The 19,277-nt window shown below is 66.9% G+C and carries 20 protein-coding genes; 9 read left to right on the forward strand and 11 right to left on the reverse strand.

Going from position 1 to position 19,277, the window contains the following annotated elements; translation table 11 throughout:
* Window positions 1–3: 3 nt before the first annotated feature.
* Entirely contained in the window at window positions 4–1,020 is a 1,017-nt protein-coding gene (locus G6N46_RS14875; protein WP_138247909.1) for a VWA domain-containing protein, read from the reverse strand.
* Between the two features lie 112 nt (window positions 1,021–1,132).
* On the reverse strand, window positions 1,133–1,684 hold the full coding sequence (locus G6N46_RS14880) for a TetR/AcrR family transcriptional regulator (protein ID WP_138247908.1): 552 nt from the start codon (window positions 1,682–1,684) through the stop codon (window positions 1,133–1,135).
* 81 nt (window positions 1,685–1,765) lie between these two features.
* On the opposite strand from G6N46_RS14880, the gene G6N46_RS14885 reads away from it, so the two are divergent.
* From G6N46_RS14885 to G6N46_RS14905, 5 genes are all read left to right on the forward strand, one after another.
* Window positions 1,766–2,953 (forward strand): FAD-dependent monooxygenase, encoded by a 1,188-nt coding sequence (locus G6N46_RS14885; RefSeq protein ID WP_138247907.1) that lies wholly within the window; start codon window positions 1,766–1,768, stop codon window positions 2,951–2,953.
* 58 nt (window positions 2,954–3,011) lie between these two features.
* On the forward strand, window positions 3,012–3,437 hold the full coding sequence (locus G6N46_RS14890) for a pyridoxamine 5'-phosphate oxidase family protein (protein WP_138247906.1): 426 nt from the start codon (window positions 3,012–3,014) through the stop codon (window positions 3,435–3,437).
* Between the two features lie 4 nt (window positions 3,438–3,441).
* The gene (locus G6N46_RS14895; RefSeq protein ID WP_138247905.1) at window positions 3,442–4,053 is read left to right on the forward strand and encodes a class I SAM-dependent methyltransferase; all 612 of its coding nucleotides are present in this window, start codon (window positions 3,442–3,444) and stop codon (window positions 4,051–4,053) included.
* Between the two features lie 231 nt (window positions 4,054–4,284).
* The gene (locus G6N46_RS14900) at window positions 4,285–4,707 is read left to right on the forward strand and encodes a PPOX class F420-dependent oxidoreductase (RefSeq protein ID WP_138247904.1); all 423 of its coding nucleotides are present in this window, start codon (window positions 4,285–4,287) and stop codon (window positions 4,705–4,707) included.
* Between the two features lie 6 nt (window positions 4,708–4,713).
* Window positions 4,714–5,151 carry a TIGR03618 family F420-dependent PPOX class oxidoreductase gene (locus tag G6N46_RS14905; RefSeq protein ID WP_138247903.1) on the forward strand — a complete coding sequence of 146 codons (438 nt, stop codon included), beginning with the start codon at window positions 4,714–4,716 and terminating at the stop codon, window positions 5,149–5,151.
* Between the two features lie 2 nt (window positions 5,152–5,153).
* Here the strand turns inward: G6N46_RS14905 and G6N46_RS14910 are convergent, their stop codons facing one another.
* Both G6N46_RS14910 and hpaH read right to left on the reverse strand, forming a co-directional pair.
* The gene (locus G6N46_RS14910; protein WP_138247902.1) at window positions 5,154–5,945 is read right to left on the reverse strand and encodes an HpcH/HpaI aldolase family protein; all 792 of its coding nucleotides are present in this window, start codon (window positions 5,943–5,945) and stop codon (window positions 5,154–5,156) included.
* Entirely contained in the window at window positions 5,935–6,768 is an 834-nt protein-coding gene (gene hpaH / locus G6N46_RS14915; protein ID WP_138247901.1) for a 2-oxo-hept-4-ene-1,7-dioate hydratase, read from the reverse strand. The genes G6N46_RS14910 and hpaH overlap by 11 nt, the downstream gene beginning before the upstream one ends.
* Before the next feature lie 87 nt (window positions 6,769–6,855).
* On the opposite strand from hpaH, the gene G6N46_RS14920 reads away from it, so the two are divergent.
* Window positions 6,856–7,425: a MarR family winged helix-turn-helix transcriptional regulator gene (locus tag G6N46_RS14920; RefSeq protein ID WP_138247900.1), complete on the forward strand. Its 570-nt coding sequence runs from the start codon at window positions 6,856–6,858 to the stop codon at window positions 7,423–7,425.
* On the opposite strand, the gene G6N46_RS14925 is transcribed toward G6N46_RS14920, so the two are convergent.
* From G6N46_RS14925 to G6N46_RS14950, 6 genes are all read right to left on the reverse strand, one after another.
* The gene (locus tag G6N46_RS14925) at window positions 7,389–8,042 is read right to left on the reverse strand and encodes a flavin reductase family protein (RefSeq protein ID WP_234880526.1); all 654 of its coding nucleotides are present in this window, start codon (window positions 8,040–8,042) and stop codon (window positions 7,389–7,391) included. The two genes, G6N46_RS14920 and G6N46_RS14925, sit on opposite strands and share 37 nt — an antisense overlap.
* Window positions 8,043–8,091: 49 nt before the next feature.
* A complete protein-coding gene (locus tag G6N46_RS14930) occupies window positions 8,092–8,520 on the reverse strand; it encodes a VOC family protein (protein ID WP_138247899.1) in 429 nt (142 codons plus the stop codon).
* Window positions 8,521–8,678: 158 nt separating this feature from the next.
* The gene (locus tag G6N46_RS14935; protein ID WP_138247898.1) at window positions 8,679–10,826 is read right to left on the reverse strand and encodes a 3-hydroxyacyl-CoA dehydrogenase NAD-binding domain-containing protein; all 2,148 of its coding nucleotides are present in this window, start codon (window positions 10,824–10,826) and stop codon (window positions 8,679–8,681) included.
* A 15-nt stretch (window positions 10,827–10,841) separates the two neighbouring features.
* Entirely contained in the window at window positions 10,842–12,053 is a 1,212-nt protein-coding gene (locus G6N46_RS14940) for an acetyl-CoA C-acetyltransferase (protein WP_138247897.1), read from the reverse strand.
* A 1,037-nt stretch (window positions 12,054–13,090) separates the two neighbouring features.
* Window positions 13,091–14,170 carry an IS110 family RNA-guided transposase gene (locus G6N46_RS14945; RefSeq protein WP_456093942.1) on the reverse strand — a complete coding sequence of 360 codons (1,080 nt, stop codon included), beginning with the start codon at window positions 14,168–14,170 and terminating at the stop codon, window positions 13,091–13,093.
* 185 nt (window positions 14,171–14,355) lie between these two features.
* Window positions 14,356–15,378 carry an alpha/beta hydrolase gene (locus tag G6N46_RS14950; protein ID WP_138247895.1) on the reverse strand — a complete coding sequence of 341 codons (1,023 nt, stop codon included), beginning with the start codon at window positions 15,376–15,378 and terminating at the stop codon, window positions 14,356–14,358.
* A 103-nt stretch (window positions 15,379–15,481) separates the two neighbouring features.
* On the opposite strand from G6N46_RS14950, the gene G6N46_RS14955 reads away from it, so the two are divergent.
* From G6N46_RS14955 to puuE, 3 genes are read left to right on the forward strand one after another with little or no spacing between them, the layout of a single operon-like run.
* Window positions 15,482–16,696 (forward strand): DUF6986 family protein, encoded by a 1,215-nt coding sequence (locus G6N46_RS14955; RefSeq protein WP_138247894.1) that lies wholly within the window; start codon window positions 15,482–15,484, stop codon window positions 16,694–16,696.
* Window positions 16,693–17,655: an allantoicase gene (gene alc, locus G6N46_RS14960; RefSeq protein ID WP_138247893.1), complete on the forward strand. Its 963-nt coding sequence runs from the start codon at window positions 16,693–16,695 to the stop codon at window positions 17,653–17,655. Before G6N46_RS14955 ends, alc begins: the two co-directional genes overlap by 4 nt.
* Window positions 17,652–18,554: an allantoinase PuuE gene (gene puuE, locus G6N46_RS14965; RefSeq protein WP_133426521.1), complete on the forward strand. Its 903-nt coding sequence runs from the start codon at window positions 17,652–17,654 to the stop codon at window positions 18,552–18,554. Before alc ends, puuE begins: the two co-directional genes overlap by 4 nt.
* Here the strand turns inward: puuE and G6N46_RS14970 are convergent.
* Window positions 18,551–19,273, reverse strand: coding sequence for an aspartate/glutamate racemase family protein (locus G6N46_RS14970; protein ID WP_133426520.1), 723 nt, complete (start codon window positions 19,271–19,273; stop codon window positions 18,551–18,553). The genes puuE and G6N46_RS14970 overlap by 4 nt on opposite strands.
* Window positions 19,274–19,277: the final 4 nt, after the last annotated feature.

A 19,277-nucleotide genomic window follows, 5' to 3' on the forward strand; every position in this document is an offset into this window, starting at 1 on the left:
GCGTCAGCCCGGCAGGCGGTTGTTGATCTTCAGGCCCGCGAACAGGGCCAGGACCAGCACGAAGAATCCGACGCGGGTCCAGCTGCCGCTGGCGTCGCCGCGGATGGTCTGGTAGCCGATCTGCTCCTGCAGGTTGGCGTACACGCGGGTCAGCTGGTCGAGGGTCTCGGCGCGGAACGACTCACCGCCGGTCACCTTCGCGATCTTCTGCAGCGACAGGTCATCGGTCGGGACCGGCACTTCCTGCCCCTCGTAGGTGATGACACCCGACGGCGTACCGAACGAGATGGTCGAGATCACGACGTCCTGGTCCTTGGCCGCGCGCGCCGCCGTCAGTGCGCCGCGCGGGTCGTTCGGATCCGCAGGCACGGTTTCCTTACCGTCCGACATCAGCACGATGTGCGCGGGCGGCGGACCGTCACCGCCGCCCATGACGGCGTCGAGGGTGGCGATGGCCTGCAGCGCCGTGAAGATGCCTTCGCCCGTCGCGGTGCGCGGGGACGGCTCCAGGGTGTCGATGGTCCGCGCGACGACGTCGTGGTCGCTCGTCGGCGCCACCAGCATCGTTGCGCTGGAAGAGAATTGGACCAGGCCGACGCTGATCCCGTTGGTCAGGCCCTTGACGAACGTCTTGCCGGCGCTCTTCGCCGCCTCGATGCGGCTGGGCTTGACGTCGGTGGCGATCATCGATTCGGAGACGTCGATGACGAGCATGACGACGGCGCGGTTACGCGGAATCCGGATGTCGTGGGTCGGTCCGGCCATTGCGGTGGTGAGAAAGACCAGCGAGACCACCAGCAGCACCGCAGGCAGGTGACGCCACCGCGACCGCGTCTTCGGACGAGCTGCGACAACCTGCTCCAGGAGCTCGGTGTTGGCGAACCGCAGGACGCGCTTGCGACGGGCCTTGCGCAGCAGCAGATAGATCGCGACGGCACCGACGACGGCAATCAGATACAGGAAGAACCAACCGCTCGAGAACCCGGACAGCGTCAGTGGCCCGATAAAGGGGATCTCCAACAGGCACTCTCCGTTGCGTTCGGCGTCTAGCGCTCAGACCGATATGCGGCAATCGTACCGACGCGGACGGGTGCGGCACCGGATGCGGCTGGTTCGGGACGCGAACGGCCCGTCACTCCGGCAGCCCGAGCGCGGCCATCGCACCGTCGACCGTCGCGCGTCTGAGTTGGTCGACCGGCACGTCCGGGAACTGCAGGCAGCAGTCCTGGAGACCACCGAACGCGATGACGGCCCGGGTGGACTGTTCGAGGGTGGGCCCGCGCCCGAAGACCAGCTTGCCGAGCCGCTCGCGCCAGGCCAGCATCCTGTCGATCAGCCCCAGGTCTGCCAGCGTGGTCAGCTCGGTGACGATCAGCAGCAGGTCGGCGCGGTGCCGGTAGTGGAAGTCGAAGTAGCCCTGCAGCAGCTCGCGCGGAGTGGCCCGCGCTGCGCCGCGCAACCGTTCCTGGGCAGCGACGAATTCCTCGCCTTCGTCGATCAACGGCTGCAGGATGCTGCGCACGAGGTCTTCACGCGAGCTGAAGTGGTAGTAGAGCGCGGGTTTACTGATGCCGAGCTCATCGGCGATGTCCTGCAGGCTCGTCCGCTGCACGCCCTTCTGGCTGAATAGCTCGCGCGCCACATTCTGGATGCGCGATCGAGTCTCGGACGGGGTTCTCGCCACGTAGCCACCCTAACTTACTTAACGGACGGTAAGCTGACCACACATCCACTTACCGACCGTTAAGTAAATGCGGAGGAATCCATGAAGGTGCTCATCTCCGGCGCCAGCATCGCCGGCCCGGTCCTGGCCTACTGGCTGTCCCGCAATGAATTCGACGTGACGGTGGTCGAACGCGCACCCGCCCTGCGCAAGACCGGCGGCCATGCCGTCGACCTGTTCCGTCCGGCCATGGAGATCTCCGAACGCATGGGCGTGTTGGACCGCATCGAGGCCCGGGCCACCGGAACGACCGCCCTCACCCTCAACCGTCCGCCCCGCACCCGATGGACCCACATCGACTACGTCAAGCTCATCGGGGCCATGTCCGACCGGCACGTCGAGATCATGCGTGACGACCTCAGCCAGGCGTACTACGACGCCGTACGCGACGACGCCGAGTTCCGCTTCGGGGACCAACTCACGTCGATCACCGACGCCGGTGAGGTGACGTTCGAGACCGGCGCCCCAGAGCGCTACGACCTGGTGATCGGCGCCGACGGCCTGCACTCGGGGGTCCGGCAACTGACCTTCGGCGACCAGGCCCGGGAACATTTCCTCGGTGGCTACCTGGCGGTGGTGTCGGTGCCGAAAATGCTTGCGCCCAAAGGTGAGATGAGCGGATACCTGGCACCGCGGAAGATCGCCATGGTGTACAGCGCCGACCACCTCGACGATGCCCGCGCGGTGTTCATGTTCCGCACCGATGAGCCCCTCGACTACCACTACCGCGACATCGACGCGCAAAAGCGCCACCTACGCGCGGCGTTCGAGGGCGTCGGTCCCGAGATCGACCACTGGCTCGGGGAACTCGACGACACCCCGTCGTTCTATTTCGACGCCATCACCCAACTGGAGATGAGCACCTGGTCCCGGGGCCGGGTGACGCTGGTCGGTGACGCCGGGTACTGCCCTGGCCCCGGCGTCGGCGGCAGCACCAGCCTGGCGGTATACGGCGCCTACGTGCTGGCGCATGCCTTGACGGCGCACCGCGGCGATCACACTGCCGCGTTCGCCGCCTACGAACGGACCATGGCCGCACCGGTGGACGGCAGCCGCGCCATGGCACGGTTCAACGCCAAGACCATCGTGCCCGAGTCTGCTTGGGGCGCAAGAACACTTCTCGGCGTCGGGCGGGCCATATCGGTGTTGCCACGTGGCCTGACCGGGCGACTGGCGCGGCTCAACGCGAAGGGCGTCCGGCTCTACGACACCATGCCGCTGCCCGACTGACGTCTGCGCGTGTGGCCGAAGCCGCTGCGGTGTCACCCTTTTTCGCTACGTTGGATTCATGGCCCTTTCCAAGGATGAACGCGAACAATTTCTGGCCGAACCACACATCGGGGCACTGTCCGTCAACGCCGGGCCGGACCGCGGTCCCCTGACGCTGCCGATCTGGTACCAGTACACCCCCGGCGGCAAACTGTGGCTGCTGACCGGTCTCGGCTCCCGTAAACACAAGCTGATCGAGGCGGCCGGACACCTGTCGCTGATGGCCGAGCGGCTGGAGCCGTCGGTCCGCTACGTCGCCGTCGACGGTCCGGTGCTCAGCATCGAGACGGGCACCGACGAGCAGCTGGTCGAGATGGCCGAGCGGTACCTCGGCAAAGAGAAGGCCCCGGCGTACCTCGAGATGGCCCGGCGCGAGCACGGCCCCAGCGTGACCGTCACCGTCGACCCGAAGCACTGGCTGTCGGCCGACCTCGGGGCGCTGTGATGCCATGTCGTCCCGACAACGCTTGTTCCGGGCCTTCTACCGGCTCGGCTTCACCCCGTGGGACGGGCATCCGCTAGCCACCAGCCTGCGTGAATTGGTCGAGGGCGACGGTGCCCTGACACCGGGGACCGCGCTCGACATCGGTTGCGGCACCGGCGACAACGCGTTGTACCTGGCCGGGCTCGGCTGGGACGTCACCGGCATCGACTACGTCGCGAAGGCAGTCGAGAAGGCGCGCGCCAAAGCCGCCAAGCGCGACGCCGCGGCGCCGGGCTCGGTGCGATTCGACCAGGCCGACGCCACCCGGCTCACCGGGCAGGGCATCGGCGCGGACTTCGCGCTCATCGTCGACAACGGCTGCCTGCACGGCATGAGTGCCGACGACCGCGACGCCTACGTGGGCGAGGTGACGGCGGTCGCGGCGCCGGACGCGCGTCTGCTGATCGTCGCGTTCGTCCCGGGTGCCTCGTTCGGCGTGCCCGGAATCGATCCGGCCGAGGTGGAGCGGCGCTTCGCGCTCGGGTGGACGCTGCTCGCCAGCGGTGACGAACCGGGGCTGGACCACAACGGCAAGAACCCGGCGCGCTACTACCTGTTCGCGCGGCGGCGCACCTGAGGCGTCGCGGTCAGTGACCGTCATCTGCTGGGCACTTGACAAGCAATCACCTTGCGCGCGTTGACATTGCGCCTACGCACACAAAGTGCGAGTAGACAAGTGCGTGGTTGCACAGTCAACGAGGGCCGCACATCGATCGTGCGGCTACGCACACAAAACCCGAGTACAGGTCTGCCTGGCCGCAGGTTCAATGGTGGGCAACGTCCACGCATGCGGGCGTAGCGTGGCCACATGGGCGAACTTTCAGACGACGTGATCGCATTTCTCTCCGAAGGCACGCGTACCGCCGTGCTCGGCTGGACAGCTGCCGACGGCCGGCCGCTGGCCGCGCCCGTGTGGTTCGTGGTGGATGACGGCGCGCTGGTGTTCAACACCGGCAAGGACACCGCCAAAGGACGGGCCCTGGCCCGTGATCCCCGGGTGGTGTTGTGCGTCGACGACACCACCCCGCCCTATGGGTTTGTCCAAGTTCAGGGAGTCGCCGAACTGAGCGAGGATCCCACCGAGCTTCTCGACATCGCCACGCGCACCGGCGGCCGCTACATGGGCGCCGACCGCGCCGAGGAATACGGTCGCCGCAACGGTGTTCCCGGCGAACTCGTGGTCCGGGTGAAACCGACGAAAGTCATTGCCGCATTTGACGTGGCGGAGTGAGAAAACATGACCGACCTTTCCGCATTCGCCGAGTTGTCCGCCCGCGATCACGGGCTGGTCGTGCTGAACACCCTGCGTGGTGACGGCAGCATCCAGTCCTCGGTGGTCAATGCCGGTGTGATGCCGCATCCGGAAACCGGGGAGCCGGTCGTCGCGCTGGTCGCGATCGGGTCCACCCGCAAGTTGCGCAATCTGCGAGCCGACCCGCGCACCTCGGTCGTCGCGCACGCGGGGTGGCAGTGGCTGACGACCGAGGGCACGGCCGAGGTCATCGGCCCCGACGACACTGACGCCGAGACACTGCGGGTGTTGTTGCGCAACGTCTTCACCGCTGCCGGCGGCACGCACGACGACTGGGACACCTATGACCGCGTCATGCGCGAAGAAGGTCGGGTGGCGGTGCTGATCTCACCCACGCGGGTGTACTCGAACCCGGCGCGCTGATCTCAGTACCCGCTCGTCGGGAGCGGCCCGTCGACGGCGCCGCGAGCTTGGGCCAGCAGCTGCCGACCGCCGCCGGCAAGCAGTCCGATATCAGTACCGACCGCGATGAAGCTGCACCCGTACTCCTCGGCGGACCGGGCAAGCGCCGGGCCGGCAGCAAGGGTCCCAACGGGTTTGCCGGCGCGACGGGCGCGGGCGACCACGTGGGCGAACGCATCCTGAACCTCAGGATGCGCGGGCTGACCGAGATGACCCATGGTGGCCGCGAGATCTGACAGGCCGACGAAGACGGCGTCGATCCCGTCGGTCCCGGCGATGGCGTCGACAGCAGCGACTGCCTCGGGAGTCTCGATCTGCGCGATCAGGCGAATGCCCGCATTCGCTGTCTCGAGGTAGTCGGCCCGCGTGCCCCACTGCGATGCGCGGGCCAGAGCGCTTCCCACGCCACGGGTGCCGTGCGGTGGGTATCGCGAGGCGGCGACGGCGTCGCGCGCCTGGTGGGCGCTCTCGATCATCGGCAGCAGCAGGTGCTGCGCACCGATGTCGAGGTAGCGCTTGATGGTGTCGGTATCGGTGGTCGACGGTCGCACCACGGCGGTGCTCGCGCTACCGGAGATGGCCTGCAACTGGTGCAGGACGGTCCGCACGGTGTTGGGCGCGTGCTCGGCGTCGATGAGCAGCCAGTCGAAACCGAGGGTTGCGCACAGCTCGGCGCTGTAGGCGTTGGCAAGCCCCAGCCACAAACCGATGGCCGGTCCCCCGTCGGCGTCACCGGTGAACCAATCAGCTTGCATGGCCTGCACTTTCGTCGAGCCGACCGAATCGGCAGGAGATCGATCCGAGCGGTCCGTAGTCGACGTGGAAGGTGTCGCCGGGGCGGGCTTGCACGGGACGAGTGAACGAACCGGAGAGGATGACATCGCCGGGTTGCAGGGTCACACCACGTGCCCCCAGCCGGTTGGCCAGCCAGGCAACCCCGACCGCCGGGTGGTTCAGGACGGCCGCGGCGACGCCGCTCTCCTCGATCACCGCGTTGCGATAGCACAGGGCACTGACCCAGCGCAGATCGATAGCGTTGGGGCGCACCGGCTTTCCACCGAGTACGACGGCCGCATTGGCGGCATTGTCGGAAATGGTGTCGAACACCGTCCGGGTGCGGCCGGTTTCGGGATCGACTTGTTCGATGCGGGCGTCGATGATCTCGAGTGCCGGCATGACATAGCGGGTGGCGTCCAGCACGTCGACGACGGAGCAACGCGGCCCGGAGAGCGCGCGATCGAGGATGAAGGCGAGTTCCACCTCGACGCGGGGGACGATGAAGCGGTCGGCCGGCAGCTCGGCGCCGTCGTGGAAGAACATGTCGTCGAGGAGCACACCGTAGTCGGGCTCGTCGATGTTCGACGAGCGTTGCATGGCCCGCGAGGTCAGACCGATCTTGTGCCCGCGTACCTCGCGGCCGGCGGCGATCTTGTGCCGCATCCAGGCCTGTTGAATGGCATACGCGTCGTCGAGATCCATCTGTGGGTAGACGCGGGACACCTGCGATATCTGTTGGCGGTTCACCTGGGCAGCCTCGAGTTGGGCTGCCACGGCCGCCACGGTATCGGTGTTCAGCATATGGAGCGCTTCCTCTGGTCGATTGTCGTGATGCCGCGTCGGCGATTCAGTTCGGTTGCCTTACTGTCTGGCTCATAGACTGTCGTCATGAGCCCGTCGTCGATCGGCAATGCCCGCGTCAAACTCACTGCGCTCGAGGCCATGCGGCCCGTGCTCAGCCTCATGAAGGGTGCCGATCCGTCGAAGGACGTCAGCGCCGCCCGGCTGGGACTGTCGCTGCTGTGGTTGGCCGACGACGTCATCGCCGCGGTCAATCGCAAGCTCGAACGCGTCAACATCTCGGAAGCCAAACTCGATGTGCTGATGATCTTCGCGGCACAGCTGGGCCGGCCCGAAGAGGAATGGGCCGTCCGCCAAACTCCCAGCGGACTTTCCGAGTACTTCGGCATCACGAAGGCCAGCGCCACGGGGCTCATCGACTGGCTGGAGAACCGCAAGCTCGTCACCCGGACCCGCCATGCCACCGACCGCCGCAGCACGCCGGTGCGGATCACCCCCGAAGGGGAAAAGCTGGTGGCCGAGGCCGTCCCGGTTTTCGAGCAGGCGTGTGGCGAGCTGGTCGACGTGCTCAGCGAGCGTGACCGCCGGGACCTGCAGCGCATCCTCGACAAACTGTGGATTCACGTCAAGGCGCCCGTGGCTCCAGCAGACGACTGAGACCTGCTGTCCGCCAGAGTGATCCGGTCGAGGCGAAACGGGGAGACCGTGGTGTACCAGCCACCACCGTGCATCCGCGCGACGACGTCCAGCCGGCTCGCGTCGACATGCCCGCGATGTTCCTCGATGACGACGTCGTCGCGGACATGCGCGTAGGAAACGGCGCCGACCACCATATTTCGGCCCTGCCCCAGGGGTACCGTTTGAGTGAAGTTGCACTCCAACGCCACTGGGCTCGCCGCGATCCGGGGTGGCGCCACGGCATGCGACGCCACCGTTTCCAGACCGGCCTCGCCGATTTCGTCGACGCCCGCGTCGAAGTCGATTGCGGTGATGTTCATGGCATCGAGCAGTTCGGCGGTCACGAGATTGATCACGAATTCACCTGTGGCGGCGATGTTCCGGGCAGTGTCCTTCGGTGCGCCATCCCGGTTGCCGATGCCGAGGACCACCACCGGCGGCGTTCCGGACATGAGATTGAAGAACGAGAACGGCGCGGCGTTGACGCGGCCGGCGGCGTCAACAGTGGTGACCCAGGCGATCGGACGCGGGACGATCAGCGACGACAGTAGGTTGTACCGCGGCTTCACGTCCATGGCGTCGATGTCGAACAGCATGTCGGTCTCCTGGCCTTTCTCGTAATCCCTTGGTGCCCAACCGGACTTGCTACCGCTGACTCTTGCGGCACCGGCAGTGGCCGATCTGATGGATCTCCACCAGGTTGTTCGCCGGGTCGCGCAGGAAGAGCTGCTTGAGCTCAGGGGCCGCGACGTTGTCGAGCACGAAATAGTCCACGCCCAAACGGTTCAGCTCCATCTCGGCTTCGGCGACGTCGTCCACCGCGAGGGCGATGTGGTTCTCGACAGGATCCTTGCCGGGCCCCTGGCTGTAGGGCGACGGCCCGTCGCTCCCCAGCAGATGAATCTGGACGTCGCTCGGGATATCCAGGAAGTAGCCGTGGATGCCCGGGATGTGCCACCGGCCGCCGTCCTGGGTCAGGTTCAGCACATCGCGGTAGTAGTCCTTGGCCTCGTCGGCCTTGGCACTACCCATGCCGAGGCCGATGTGGTGCAGTTCGCGGATCTGGACAGCCATCAGGTTAACTCCATATCAGTTTTAGTATGCCTGCCTTACTATCAGGCAGGCGTAACTATGCCCCTACTGAAGTCACGGTGTCAAGGTCGGGCGTCACCCACCAACGCAAAAACCCCCAAATCCCTTGGGATTTGGGGGTTTTTGTTGACGCTGGAAGGTCAGCTCTCCAGCGAGGCCGGCGGCAGGAAGCGGTCGCCGTACTTGGCGGCCAGTTCCTTGGCACGGGCCACGAAGGCCTCCTTGCCGACGCCGAGCTCGCCCTGGTAACCGACGATGAACTGCGCCGAACCACCGGTGTACGGCGGGAAGCCGATACCCATGATCGAGCCGATGTTCGCGTCCGCGGTCGAGGTCAGCACGCCCTCGTCGAGGCACTTCTGCGTCTCGAGCGCCTCAGCGAACAGCATGCGGTCGATCATGTCCTGCAGCGGCAGTTCGGTCGTACCCGAGTTGAAGGCTTCCTTCAGCCCCGGCCACAGCTGGGTGCGCTTGCCGTCGACGTACTCGTAGAAGCCCGCGCCCTTCAGACGCGACGGGCGACCGAGCTCGATCATCTTCTCGACGACAGCCTCGGCCGGGTGCGCGACGTGGGTGCCACCGGCAGCCTCGACGCCTTCCTTGGTGGCGACAGCGATCTTGTGCATGAGCTCCAGGTTGAGCTCATCCGAAAGCTGCAGCGGCGCAGCCGGGTAACCGGCCTGCGAACCGGCCTGCTCGATGGAGGCGGGCGCAACGCCCTCGCCCAGCATGGCCAGCGCCTCGTTGACGAAGGTGCCGATCACGCGCGAGGTGAAGAAGCCACGGCTGTCGTTGACGACGATCGGGGTCTTCTTGATGGCCAGGGTGTAGTCGAACACCCGGGCCAGCGCCTCGTCAGAGGTCTTCTCGCCCTTGATGATCTCGACCAGCGGCATCTTGTCGACAGGCGAGAAGAAGTGGATACCGATGAAGTCCTCCTGGCGCTTCACGCCGGTCGCCAGACCGGTGATCGGCAGCGTGGAGGTGTTCGAGCCGAGCAGCGCGTTGGGCTCGACGATGTCCTCGATCTCCTGGAACACCTTGTGCTTGAGTTCCTGGTTCTCGAACACGGCCTCGATGACGAAGTCGACGCCCTTGAGGTCCTGCGGATCGGCCGTCGGGGTGATCCGGGCCAGCAGCGCGTCGGACTTCTCCTGCGTGGTCTTGCCACGCTCGAGGGCCTTCGCCTCGATCTTCTCGGAGTAGTTCTTGCCCTTGTCGGCAGCTTCCTGCGTGACGTCCTTGAGGACAACCTCGTAGCCGGCCTTGGCCGAGACGTAGGCGATACCGGCGCCCATCATGCCCGCGCCCAGCACACCGATCTTCTTGATGTCCTGCTTGGCGATGCCCTCGGGACGCGAGGCGCCACCGTTGATGGCCTGCAGGTCCAGGAAGAACGCCTGGATCATGTTCTTCGCGGTCTGGCCGGTGACCAGGCTGGTGAAGTAGCGGCTCTCGATGCGCGACGCGGTGTCGAAGTCGACCTGCGCACCCTCGACGGCGGCATCCAGGATGGCGCGCGGCGCGGGCATCGGGGCGCCCTTGAGCTGCTTCTTCAGCAGTGCCGGGAACGACGGCAGGATGCCGGCCAGGCCCGGGCTCGACGGAGTGCCACCGGGCATCTTGTAGCCCTTGACGTCCCACGGCTGCACGCCACCCTCGGGGTTGGCCTTGATCCACGCCTTGGCGGCCGGGATCAGTTCCTCGACGGTGTCGACGAGCTCGTCGACCAGGCCGGTGGCCTGCGCCTTGGCCGGGGTGAAGCGGGTGCCCTGGCTCAGGACCTCCATGAAGGCCTTCTGGATGCCGAACATGCGCACGGTGCGGGCGACGCCGCCACCGCCGGGCAGCAGGCCCAGGGTGACCTCGGGCAGGCCGATCTGGCTGCCGCGGACGTCGGCCGCGATGCGGTGATGGCACGCGAGGGCGATCTCCAGGCCACCGCCGAGGGCGGCGCCGTTGATGGCGGCGACGACGGGCTTGCCCAGGGTCTCCAGGGCGCGCAGGTCGGCCTTGATGTCCTCGACCATGGCGAACGCCTCGCCGGCGTCGTCGGGGCCGATCTGCATCATGCCCTTGAGGTCACCGCCGGCGAAGAAGGTCTTCTTCGCGCTGGTGATGACGACACCGGTGATGGAGTCCTTCTCGGCAAGCAGGCTCTGCACCGCGTAGTGCATCGACTCCTTGTAGTGCTCGTTCATCACGTTGGCCGAACCCGTGGGGTCGTCCATGGTGAGGGTGACGATGCCGTCGGCATCCTTGTCCCACTGAATTGTCTTCTCAGCCATGTTCTTTCAATCTCCCTAGACGCGCTCGATGATGGTGGCCACGCCCATGCCGCCGCCGATACACAGCGTGACCAGCGCACGCTTCGCACCGCGGCGCTCGAGCTCGTCGACCATGGTTCCGGTGATCATGGCGCCGGTGGCGCCCAGCGGGTGGCCCATCGCGATGGCGCCACCGTTGACGTTCAGCTTCTCGTCCGGGATGTTCAGGTCCTTCTGGAACTTCAGGACGACCGAGGCGAAGGCCTCGTTGATCTCGAACAGGTCGATGTCGTCGACCGTCAGGCCGGCGCGGTCCAGCACCTTCTTGGTGGCCGGGGTCGGGCCGGTCAGCATGATGACCGGGTCGGCACCGCTGGTGGCGGTGGCCACGATGCGGGCGCGCGGGGTCAGGTTCTGCGACTTGCCGGCGGCCTCGCTACCGATCAGCACCAGCGCGGCGCCGTCGACGATGCCCGAGCTGTTGCCACCGTGGTGGACGTGGTCGATCTTCTCGACGTAGTGGTACTTCTGCAGCGCCACGTCGTCGAAGCCGCCCATGGCGCCCAGGCCCGCGAACGCCGAGTTCAGCTTGGCCAGGCTCTCCAGGGTGGTGCCCGGACGCATGTGCTCGTCGTGGTCCAGGATGGTCAGGCCGTTCTGGTCCTTGACCGGGATGACCGACTTGGCGAAGTAACCGCCCGACCACGCTGCGGCGGCCTTCTCCTGCGAGCGCACGGCGTAGGCGTCGACGTCCTCGCGCGAGAAGCCCTCGATGGTGGCGATCAGGTCGGCGCCGATGCCCTGCGGGACGAAGCCGATGCGGTAGTTGGTCTCGGGGTCACCGGCCCACGCGCCGCCGTCCGAACCCATCGGGACGCGGCTCATGGACTCGACACCACCGGCGTACACCAGGTCGTCCCAGCCGGAACGGACCTTCTGGGCCGCCAGGTTCACGGCCTCCAGTCCGGAAGCGCAGAAACGGTTGAGCTGGAAACCACCGGTGGTCTCGGGCAGCTTGGCCACGAGCGCGGCGGTGCGGGCGATGTCGCCGCCCTGGTCACCGACGGGCGAGACGACGCCCATGATGACGTCGCTGATCAGGTTCTCGTCCAGATCGGGATTGCGACGACGCATTTCGTCGATCAGGCCGACGATCAGGTTGACCGGCTTGACCTCGTTCAGTGCACCGTTGCGCTGCTTGCCACGGGGCGTGCGAATGGCCTCATAGATGAAGGCTTCTTCGGACATGTGTTTGCTCCAGGTCCTATTGAGATGGGGTTGTGGGTGCATCCACCGGCAGGTAGACGGTCCCCTGCCCGGAAGCGTAACAGGCCCTCCCAACCAGGTGGTTGGGAGGGTGCGGCCCATCACTCGCGAGCGGCCGCGTCTGTACGGCAACACGCCGTCTGCGGCGTGCAATATGCGCACGCTCGCGGGCCACGAAGGTGCGTTGAACTGGTAATTCTTCCGATTCGGCCGGCGTCGACCGGTACGCCCGCGCCAGTTCAGGGCCAGGTCTGTCACCGGGCGTCGACGCAAACCAGCGCCCGAACAGCGCCCTCAGTGCAGAGTCAACGCCGGCGCCGACCGGAACTCGTCGACCCTGAAACCAGGGCGCATTTGTGCGAGTAGGTACCGCCCAGATTGCAGAGTCAACGCCGGCGCCGACCGGAAACTCATTGACTCTGAAACCAGGGCGCATTTGTGCGAGAAGGTACCGCCCAGATTGCAGAGTCAACGCCGGCGCCGACCGGAATCCCGTTCACCCTGAAACCACGGCGAACTTTCGCGAGTAGAGAGCGCCCAGATTGCAGAGTCAACGCCGGCGCCGACCGGAAACTCGTTCACCCTGGAACCACGGCGAACTTTCGCGAGAAGGTACCGCCCAGGTTGCAGAGTCAACGCCACCGCCGACCGGGAACCCGTTGACCCTCATATGGGGGTAACCCTGTCAAGTGGCAGGGCGAAGCGGCGGCCGTAACCGTCGTTAGGGCCGCCGCTTCGTTGTTGCCAGCACGCACCCGTTCGGTTGGTGCGGCGTGTCGATGGTGTGGGTCGACGCGAGGGGGTCAAGTCTCATATGCGCGGGTTGGTTACCGCAGGACGGGACTTTCGGCAGAAGTGGACGCAAGTCTGAAAAGTACGAGCGTCAACCACAATTGCATAGCAATCATGTTGCGCAGCAATATGATTGGCTCAACAGGGTCATCGCGTGTCACTGGTGTCTTTCGCGTGCCGTGCACCATGATCGGGTGCGTGCTGGACGTGTTATCCGGCGATGGGCTTTAGTCGAGCACCGCCAGCGACCAGCACCAGGCGGCCAGCTCCCGGGCCACCGCTGCGTTGGCGATCACCGGCCGCTTCTTACGCTGATCGAAGCCCATCCACCGCTTGTGCAACCGCTGGTTGCCTTCGTGGCCCCGCGCCCGCGCCGCCGGGCTGGCCGCATCCCAGCGCCGACGCAACGTCACCCCGGGCCGGTAGGGCTTGCGGTGCTGCCAGGCCGCCTCGATCAGCAGCCGGCGCACATGGGTGTTGCCGGTGCGGGTGATCCCGCCCTGGCTGCGGCTGGCGCCTGAGGAGTATTCGGTGGGCACCAGGCCCAGGTAGTTGCCGATCGACCGGCCCGTCAAGCGGTGCCAGTCCCCGATCTCGGTGGCCATCCCGAATGCGGTCAGCGTGGAGATGCCCCGCAGGCATCCGAGCCGGGTGATCACCGGGGTGAACTCACAATCGGCGGCCATCGCCGCGATCGCGTCATCGAAGCGGTCCCGGCGGGCGGCGGCCACCAGCACCGCGTCGAACGCCTCATCGAAGGTGGTCTGCAGCGCCGGACGATCGAAGTGCTGTTGCCGAAGCCATATCCGGTGGTCACCGGTCCACGGGTGTCCGCCGTAATAGACGATGCCGCGGCGCAGCAACAGGTGCGTCAACCGGTGCTGGGCGGCCATCAAATCCCCACGACAGTCATCGCGGGCCCGCACCAGATCCCGGGCCGCTTCCTGACCCAGGCTCGGGACCGTCACCTCGACAATCTCGCCCAGATGCAGCAACCGGGCCAGATGACGGGCATCACGGGCATCGGTTTTGACCCGATCCCCGCTGGGGCGCACCAACTTTGACGGTGCCGCGACCACACACTCCACGCCGGCCGCGAGAAGAAACCGGGCCAGGGCATACCCGGTCGGGCCGGCCTCGTACACCACCTTCACCGGGCCCGGCAACGAAGCTATCCAGGCGGCGACCTCCCCGGGATCAGGGGTCAACCGCCGCTCACACAACTCACCGGTCTCGCTATCGAATCCACACCCGAACACCGATCGTGCGTGCACATCCAAACCAACACTCGTACGCTGACGTAACACTGGGGCCTCCCACATGGTTGTGGCTCTGCCGACCAGGACCACCCTGTCGGTAACCCACGTTCACATGCGAGCGAGGCCCCAGTCCCCCATACCGTCTGAAACCAGGGCGCATTTGTGCGAGAACACCGCGCCCTCACCACAGAGTCAACGCCGGCGACTGATCAACACCGGAGTCAACGCCTGAGTCAGGCGACGGCCTTCACGAACTCCGCGACCTCACCGACCGCACGACGGGCGTCGGGGTTCGAGAAGGCGAAGGCCTGGAAGACGTGGACGGCGCGGTCGAAGACCTGCAGCCGCACCGGCACTCCCGCTGCCGCGAGCCGCTCGGCCAGCAGCTCCGAGTCGGGGCGCAGCGCCTCTTCCGAACCCACCTGCAGCAGGAACGGGCCGAGGCCGCGCAGGTCGGCGTCGACGGGCGACGGGGTCGCCTCGCGCCCGCCGTTACGCAGCAGGAAGACCTCGTTGATCATCCGAAGGAAGTCGACCGGGAACATGGCGTCCGGAACGCGTGCGGCTGCTTCGTATTTCGGCGTCATGTTGCTGTCGGTGGCGGCGGACAGGAGCACACAGCCGGCGGGCGGCGCCATGCCCAGATCGCGCACGGTGACGGCTGTCATGGCCGCGATGAAGCCGCCGGCCGAATCGCCGGCCAACACGATGTTCTCGGGTTTCACGCCCTGCGCCAGCACGTAGCGGTAGGCGTCGACGCCGTCCTCGACCGCGTCCTCGACGAGGTTGCGCGGGCACAGCCGATACCCCACGCTCAGGGCCCGCGCGCGGCTGTCGCGGGCGATGTGGCTGACGAGTGGCCGGTGGCTGTTGATGCCGAGCGCGATGAACGCCGAGCCGTGGAAGTAGATGATGACGCGGCCGTCGACCGGCGGGGTGGTCTCGTTCCAGACCCATTCGGCCGGGCAGTTCGGCAGCTCGATCTTTTCGGTGCGCGATCCACGCACTGCGGGCATCCAGTTCGTCACCCGCTCGGAGCCGTCGTACGCGCGGCCCAGCAGGACCTGCGGGAATCGCGTGTTGATGGCCAGCATGAGCTTGGTCAGCAGGTACAGCAGCGGCTTCACAGCCCGCAGCAGGTAGGACTCGGCGACCGAGTGCCAGTTGGCCTTACCCATCCATTCCGGGCCCGCGTAGGTGACGGGCTCGGGCACAGAGTTATCGGCGGGATCGTCGATCCGTTCGGCACTGGTCATCGGGACTCCTTTTGCGACGTTGCAGTGCCAACACTAGATCAGCTAACCAAAACCGGCTCAGGCTCGACGTGCTGAGATCGAGTCAGCACGGCACGATAGGCAGGTGTCGGACCCCCACCATCGCATCCCGGCAGATGCCCTCGAGCGCATCGACACCCTGTTGTCCCGCGTCGACGCCGACCTCGCGGCACGGTTCCCGGGTGACGGCCCCGCCGCCCAGCCGATTCACACCGTCTATGTCAGCGCCGCTGACGCGACGCCCGATACTCCCGCGCAGTGGGGGCAGGCGGCGCTCGAGCTGCTGGACCGACACCCGGAGGTCTTCGCCGAACTGGGCGACCCGACCACGGTGGCGTTGGTGCGCGACCAGCTCACCGCCGCGCCGATAGCCGACCTGCGGCTGGATTTCGAGGACGGCTACGGCCACCGCGGTGACGACGTGGAGGACGACGACGCAGCGCGGGCCGCGGTGACACTGCCCGCACTCGGGTTGAGCCACAGCGGGATTCGGATCAAGGGGCTGACCACCGCCGAGCGCCGTCGCGCCCTGCGCACCCTCGAATTGGTACTCGACGCCGGCGCCATCGACGGATTCGTCTTCACGGTGCCCAAACTGCGTGCGGCAGAACAGGTCACGGCGGCGGTCTGGCTGTGCGAGGCGTTGGAGGCCGCACACGGCCTGGCCGATCACACGCTGCGCTTCGAGCTGCAGATCGAGAGCCCGCAGGCGGTCCTGGGCCCCGACGGCACCGCGACCCTCGCCCGCGCGATCCACCTGGCCGACGGTCGATGCAGCGGATTGCATTACGGCACCTACGATTACAGCGCCGCCTGCGGTATCGCGCCGCAGCATCAGGCACTCGATCACCCGGTGGCCGACCACGCCAAGTCGGTGATGCAGGCCGCCGCCGCGCAGACCGGCGTCTGGATCGCCGACGGCTCGACGCAGGTGGCGCCGGTCGGCACCGAAGATCAAGTGGTGCAGGCGATCCGGCGCCATCACCGGCTCGTCATCCGGTCCCTCGAGCGCGGTTTCTACCAGGGGTGGGACATGCACCCCGGCCATCTCGTGACGCGCTGGCTGGCCACGTTCACCTTCTTCCGGGCCGCCATGGCCGCCGCGGCGCCACGGCTGCAGGCTTACCTCGACCGCACCGGCGGTCCGATCGTCGACGAACCCGCGACCGCAGAGGCGTTGGCAGCCGTGGTGCTTCGCGGGCTGGACTGCGGCGCGTTCGGCGCCGAAGACGTCCTCGACGTCGCGCCTGGTGCCACCATCGACGTACTACGAAACCTCAAGAACCGAAAGCTGTCATGACTGAATCACTGCCCGACTTCACCTGGTTGCCGGACCTCGCGCTGCGGAGCCTCGGCGGCGCGGTCATCTGGGCGAACGACGAAGTGTTCGCCGAGAAGGAGAACCTCATCTCCCCCGGCCCCTCGCAATATCGGCCGGCATCGTTCGGACACAAGGGCCAGATCTACGACGGGTGGGAGACCCGGCGACGCCGCGACGCCGGCCACGACACTGCCATCGTGCGGCTCGGGGTGCCGGGTGTCATCCGCGGCGTCGTCGTCGACACCGCATGGTTCAAGGGCAACTACCCGCCGGCCATCTCGGTCGACGCCATCGAGGTCGACGGCTATCCCACAGCCGAACAACTGGCCGCGGACCCCGGCTGGGTTCCACTCATCGAGCGCTCGCGCGTGTATGGCGACACCCGCAACAATTTCGAGGTGTCCTCGGAACAGCGCTGGACGCATGTGCGGCTCAACATCTTTCCCGACGGCGGGGTGGCGCGACTCCGCGTGCACGGAGAAGGCCGCCCGGACAAGCGATTCCTCGGCGTCGGCCCCGTCGACCTGGCGGCGCTGGAGAACGGCGGTCTGGTGCTCGACGCCTCGAATCGGTTCTACAGTTCGCCGCAGAATCTGATCTTCCCCGGGCAGGCGCAGGTGATGGGCGATGGCTGGGAGACCGCGCGCCGTCGCGATGACGCCAACGACTGGGTACGCATCCGGCTGGCCGGGCCGGGCCGGGTGCGGCTCGCCGAGATCGACACGTCGTACTTCATCGGCAACAGCCCCGGGGCCGCGGCGCTGACCGGATTGCGCGCCGACGGGCAGTGGATCGATCTGCTGCCCCGCACCGAACTGCTGCCCGACACGCGGCACCGTTTCCTCATCGACTCCGCTGACGTGGTGTCCGAGGCGCGGCTGGACATCTACCCGGACGGCGGGCTGGCCCGGCTGCGGCTGTTCGGGGACCTCGCGTGAGTTACCCACGCGACCTGGTGGGTTATGGCCGCACCCCGCCGGACCCGCAGTGGCCGGGCGGCGCAGCCATTGCCGTGCAGTTCGTCCTCAATTACGAAGAGGGCGGTGAGAACAACGTGCTCGACGGGGATCCGGCCTCGGAGACGTTCCTGTCCGAGATGACGCCGGCCGAGGCGTTCCCCAACCGGCATATGAGCATGGAGTCGCTCTACGAGTACGGCTCGCGCGCCGGATTGTGGCGGATACTCCGGATTTTCGAGCGACGAGGTATCCCGCTGACCATCTTCGCGGTGGCGCGGGCACTGCAGCGCAACCCGGAGGCGCTGGCCGCGTTCGGTGAACTCGGGCACGAGATCGCCTGTCACGGGCTGCGGTGGAAGTCCTATCAGCTGATCGACCGCGACACCGAACGTGCACACATGGCGGAGGCGGTGCGCATCCTGACCGAGCTCACGGGCGCCCCGCCGCTGGGCTGGTACACCGGCCGGGACTCACCGCACACGCGGGAGCTGGTGGTCGAGCACGGCGGGTTCGTGTACGACTCGGACTCCTACGCCGACGATCTGCCGTACTGGGTGCGGGTGGCCGACACCGACCATCTGGTGGTGCCGTACACGCTCGACACCAACGACATGCGATTCGCTTCTCCCGCAGGCTTTTCCAACGGCGAGGAGTTCTTCGCCCATCTGCGTGACGCGTTCGACGTCCTCTATGCCGAGGGTCTGGGCGACAGCCCGAAGATGCTCTCGGTCGGGTTGCACTGCCGCCTGGTCGGTCGCCCGGCCCGCAGTGCGGCGCTGGAACGATTCCTGGACCACGTGCAGCGTCATGACCGGGTGTGGCTGGCCCGGCGCATCGACATCGCCGAGCATTGGCGCGCCGTGCACCCGGCCGGTTAGCCGTCGCGCCGGGCGGTGTACTGCTTGGCGGGCGGCGTCGCGAACTCGCCACGTTTGCCGGTGCGCAGACCCATCCGCACCAATGCCTGCACCGTCAACGTCGCGGCGCTCACCCCGTCGACCACCGGCACCCCGAGTTCTGCGGTGATCGCCGCGCACATCTCGGCCATGCCCGCGCACCCCAGGACGATGGCATCGGAGCCGTCGGACTCCAACGCATCCCGGCATGCCTCGGTGATGACCTTGCGTGCCGTCGGGTCTGTCTCGAGGTCGAGCACCGGAATGTCGCAGGCATGGATACCCAGGCAGAACCGTTGCATCCCATAGCGTTCCGCCAGATCGGCGGCGCGGCCCATGGTGCGCGACAACGTCGTCACCACCGAGAAACCCCGGCCGAGATGACTGGCGGTGTGCATGGCGGCCTCGGCGATGCCGATGACGGGCCCGGCCGCGACCTCCCGCGCCGCGTCCAGTCCCGGATCGCCGAAACACGCGATCACATATCCGTCGACCCCGGCCTGTTCGCCGCGCCGGATCGCCTCCAGCAGACCCGGCACGCTCATGGCCTCGTCGTAGTGGCTTTCGATCGAGGGCGGGCCGTGTTCGGACGTCACGGCAACCACATCGACGCCGGGACCGGCCACTGCCTGTGCGCAGCGGCCGATCCCAGCGGTCATCGATTCTGTGGTGTTGGGATTGATGACCCAGATCTGGCTCATCCCA

Source organism: Mycolicibacterium phocaicum (assembly GCF_010731115.1).
GTDB lineage: Bacteria > Actinomycetota > Actinomycetes > Mycobacteriales > Mycobacteriaceae > Mycobacterium > Mycobacterium phocaicum.

Excerpts from the sequence above, each read along its gene's own strand:
- G6N46_RS14885 (WP_138247907.1), top strand. The coding sequence starts at position 1,766 with ATGAAGGTGCTCATCTCCGGCGCCAGCATCGCCGGCCCGGTCCTGGCC.
- G6N46_RS14970 (WP_133426520.1), bottom strand. The coding sequence starts at position 19,273 with ATGAGCCAGATCTGGGTCATCAATCCCAACACCACAGAATCGATGACC.
- G6N46_RS14890 (WP_138247906.1), top strand. The coding sequence starts at position 3,012 with ATGGCCCTTTCCAAGGATGAACGCGAACAATTTCTGGCCGAACCACAC.
- alc (WP_138247893.1), top strand. The coding sequence starts at position 16,693 with ATGACTGAATCACTGCCCGACTTCACCTGGTTGCCGGACCTCGCGCTG.
- G6N46_RS14940 (WP_138247897.1), bottom strand. The coding sequence starts at position 12,053 with ATGTCCGAAGAAGCCTTCATCTATGAGGCCATTCGCACGCCCCGTGGC.
- G6N46_RS14910 (WP_138247902.1), bottom strand. The coding sequence starts at position 5,945 with ATGCAAGCTGATTGGTTCACCGGTGACGCCGACGGGGGACCGGCCATC.
- G6N46_RS14925 (WP_234880526.1), bottom strand. The coding sequence starts at position 8,042 with ATGCTGTTCGACATCGACGCCATGGACGTGAAGCCGCGGTACAACCTA.
- hpaH (WP_138247901.1), bottom strand. The coding sequence starts at position 6,768 with ATGCTGAACACCGATACCGTGGCGGCCGTGGCAGCCCAACTCGAGGCT.
- G6N46_RS14895 (WP_138247905.1), top strand. The coding sequence starts at position 3,442 with ATGTCGTCCCGACAACGCTTGTTCCGGGCCTTCTACCGGCTCGGCTTC.
- G6N46_RS14935 (WP_138247898.1), bottom strand. The coding sequence starts at position 10,826 with ATGGCTGAGAAGACAATTCAGTGGGACAAGGATGCCGACGGCATCGTC.
- G6N46_RS14900 (WP_138247904.1), top strand. The coding sequence starts at position 4,285 with ATGGGCGAACTTTCAGACGACGTGATCGCATTTCTCTCCGAAGGCACG.
- G6N46_RS14920 (WP_138247900.1), top strand. The coding sequence starts at position 6,856 with ATGAGCCCGTCGTCGATCGGCAATGCCCGCGTCAAACTCACTGCGCTC.
- G6N46_RS14950 (WP_138247895.1), bottom strand. The coding sequence starts at position 15,378 with ATGACCAGTGCCGAACGGATCGACGATCCCGCCGATAACTCTGTGCCC.
- G6N46_RS14905 (WP_138247903.1), top strand. The coding sequence starts at position 4,714 with ATGACCGACCTTTCCGCATTCGCCGAGTTGTCCGCCCGCGATCACGGG.
- G6N46_RS14930 (WP_138247899.1), bottom strand. The coding sequence starts at position 8,520 with ATGGCTGTCCAGATCCGCGAACTGCACCACATCGGCCTCGGCATGGGT.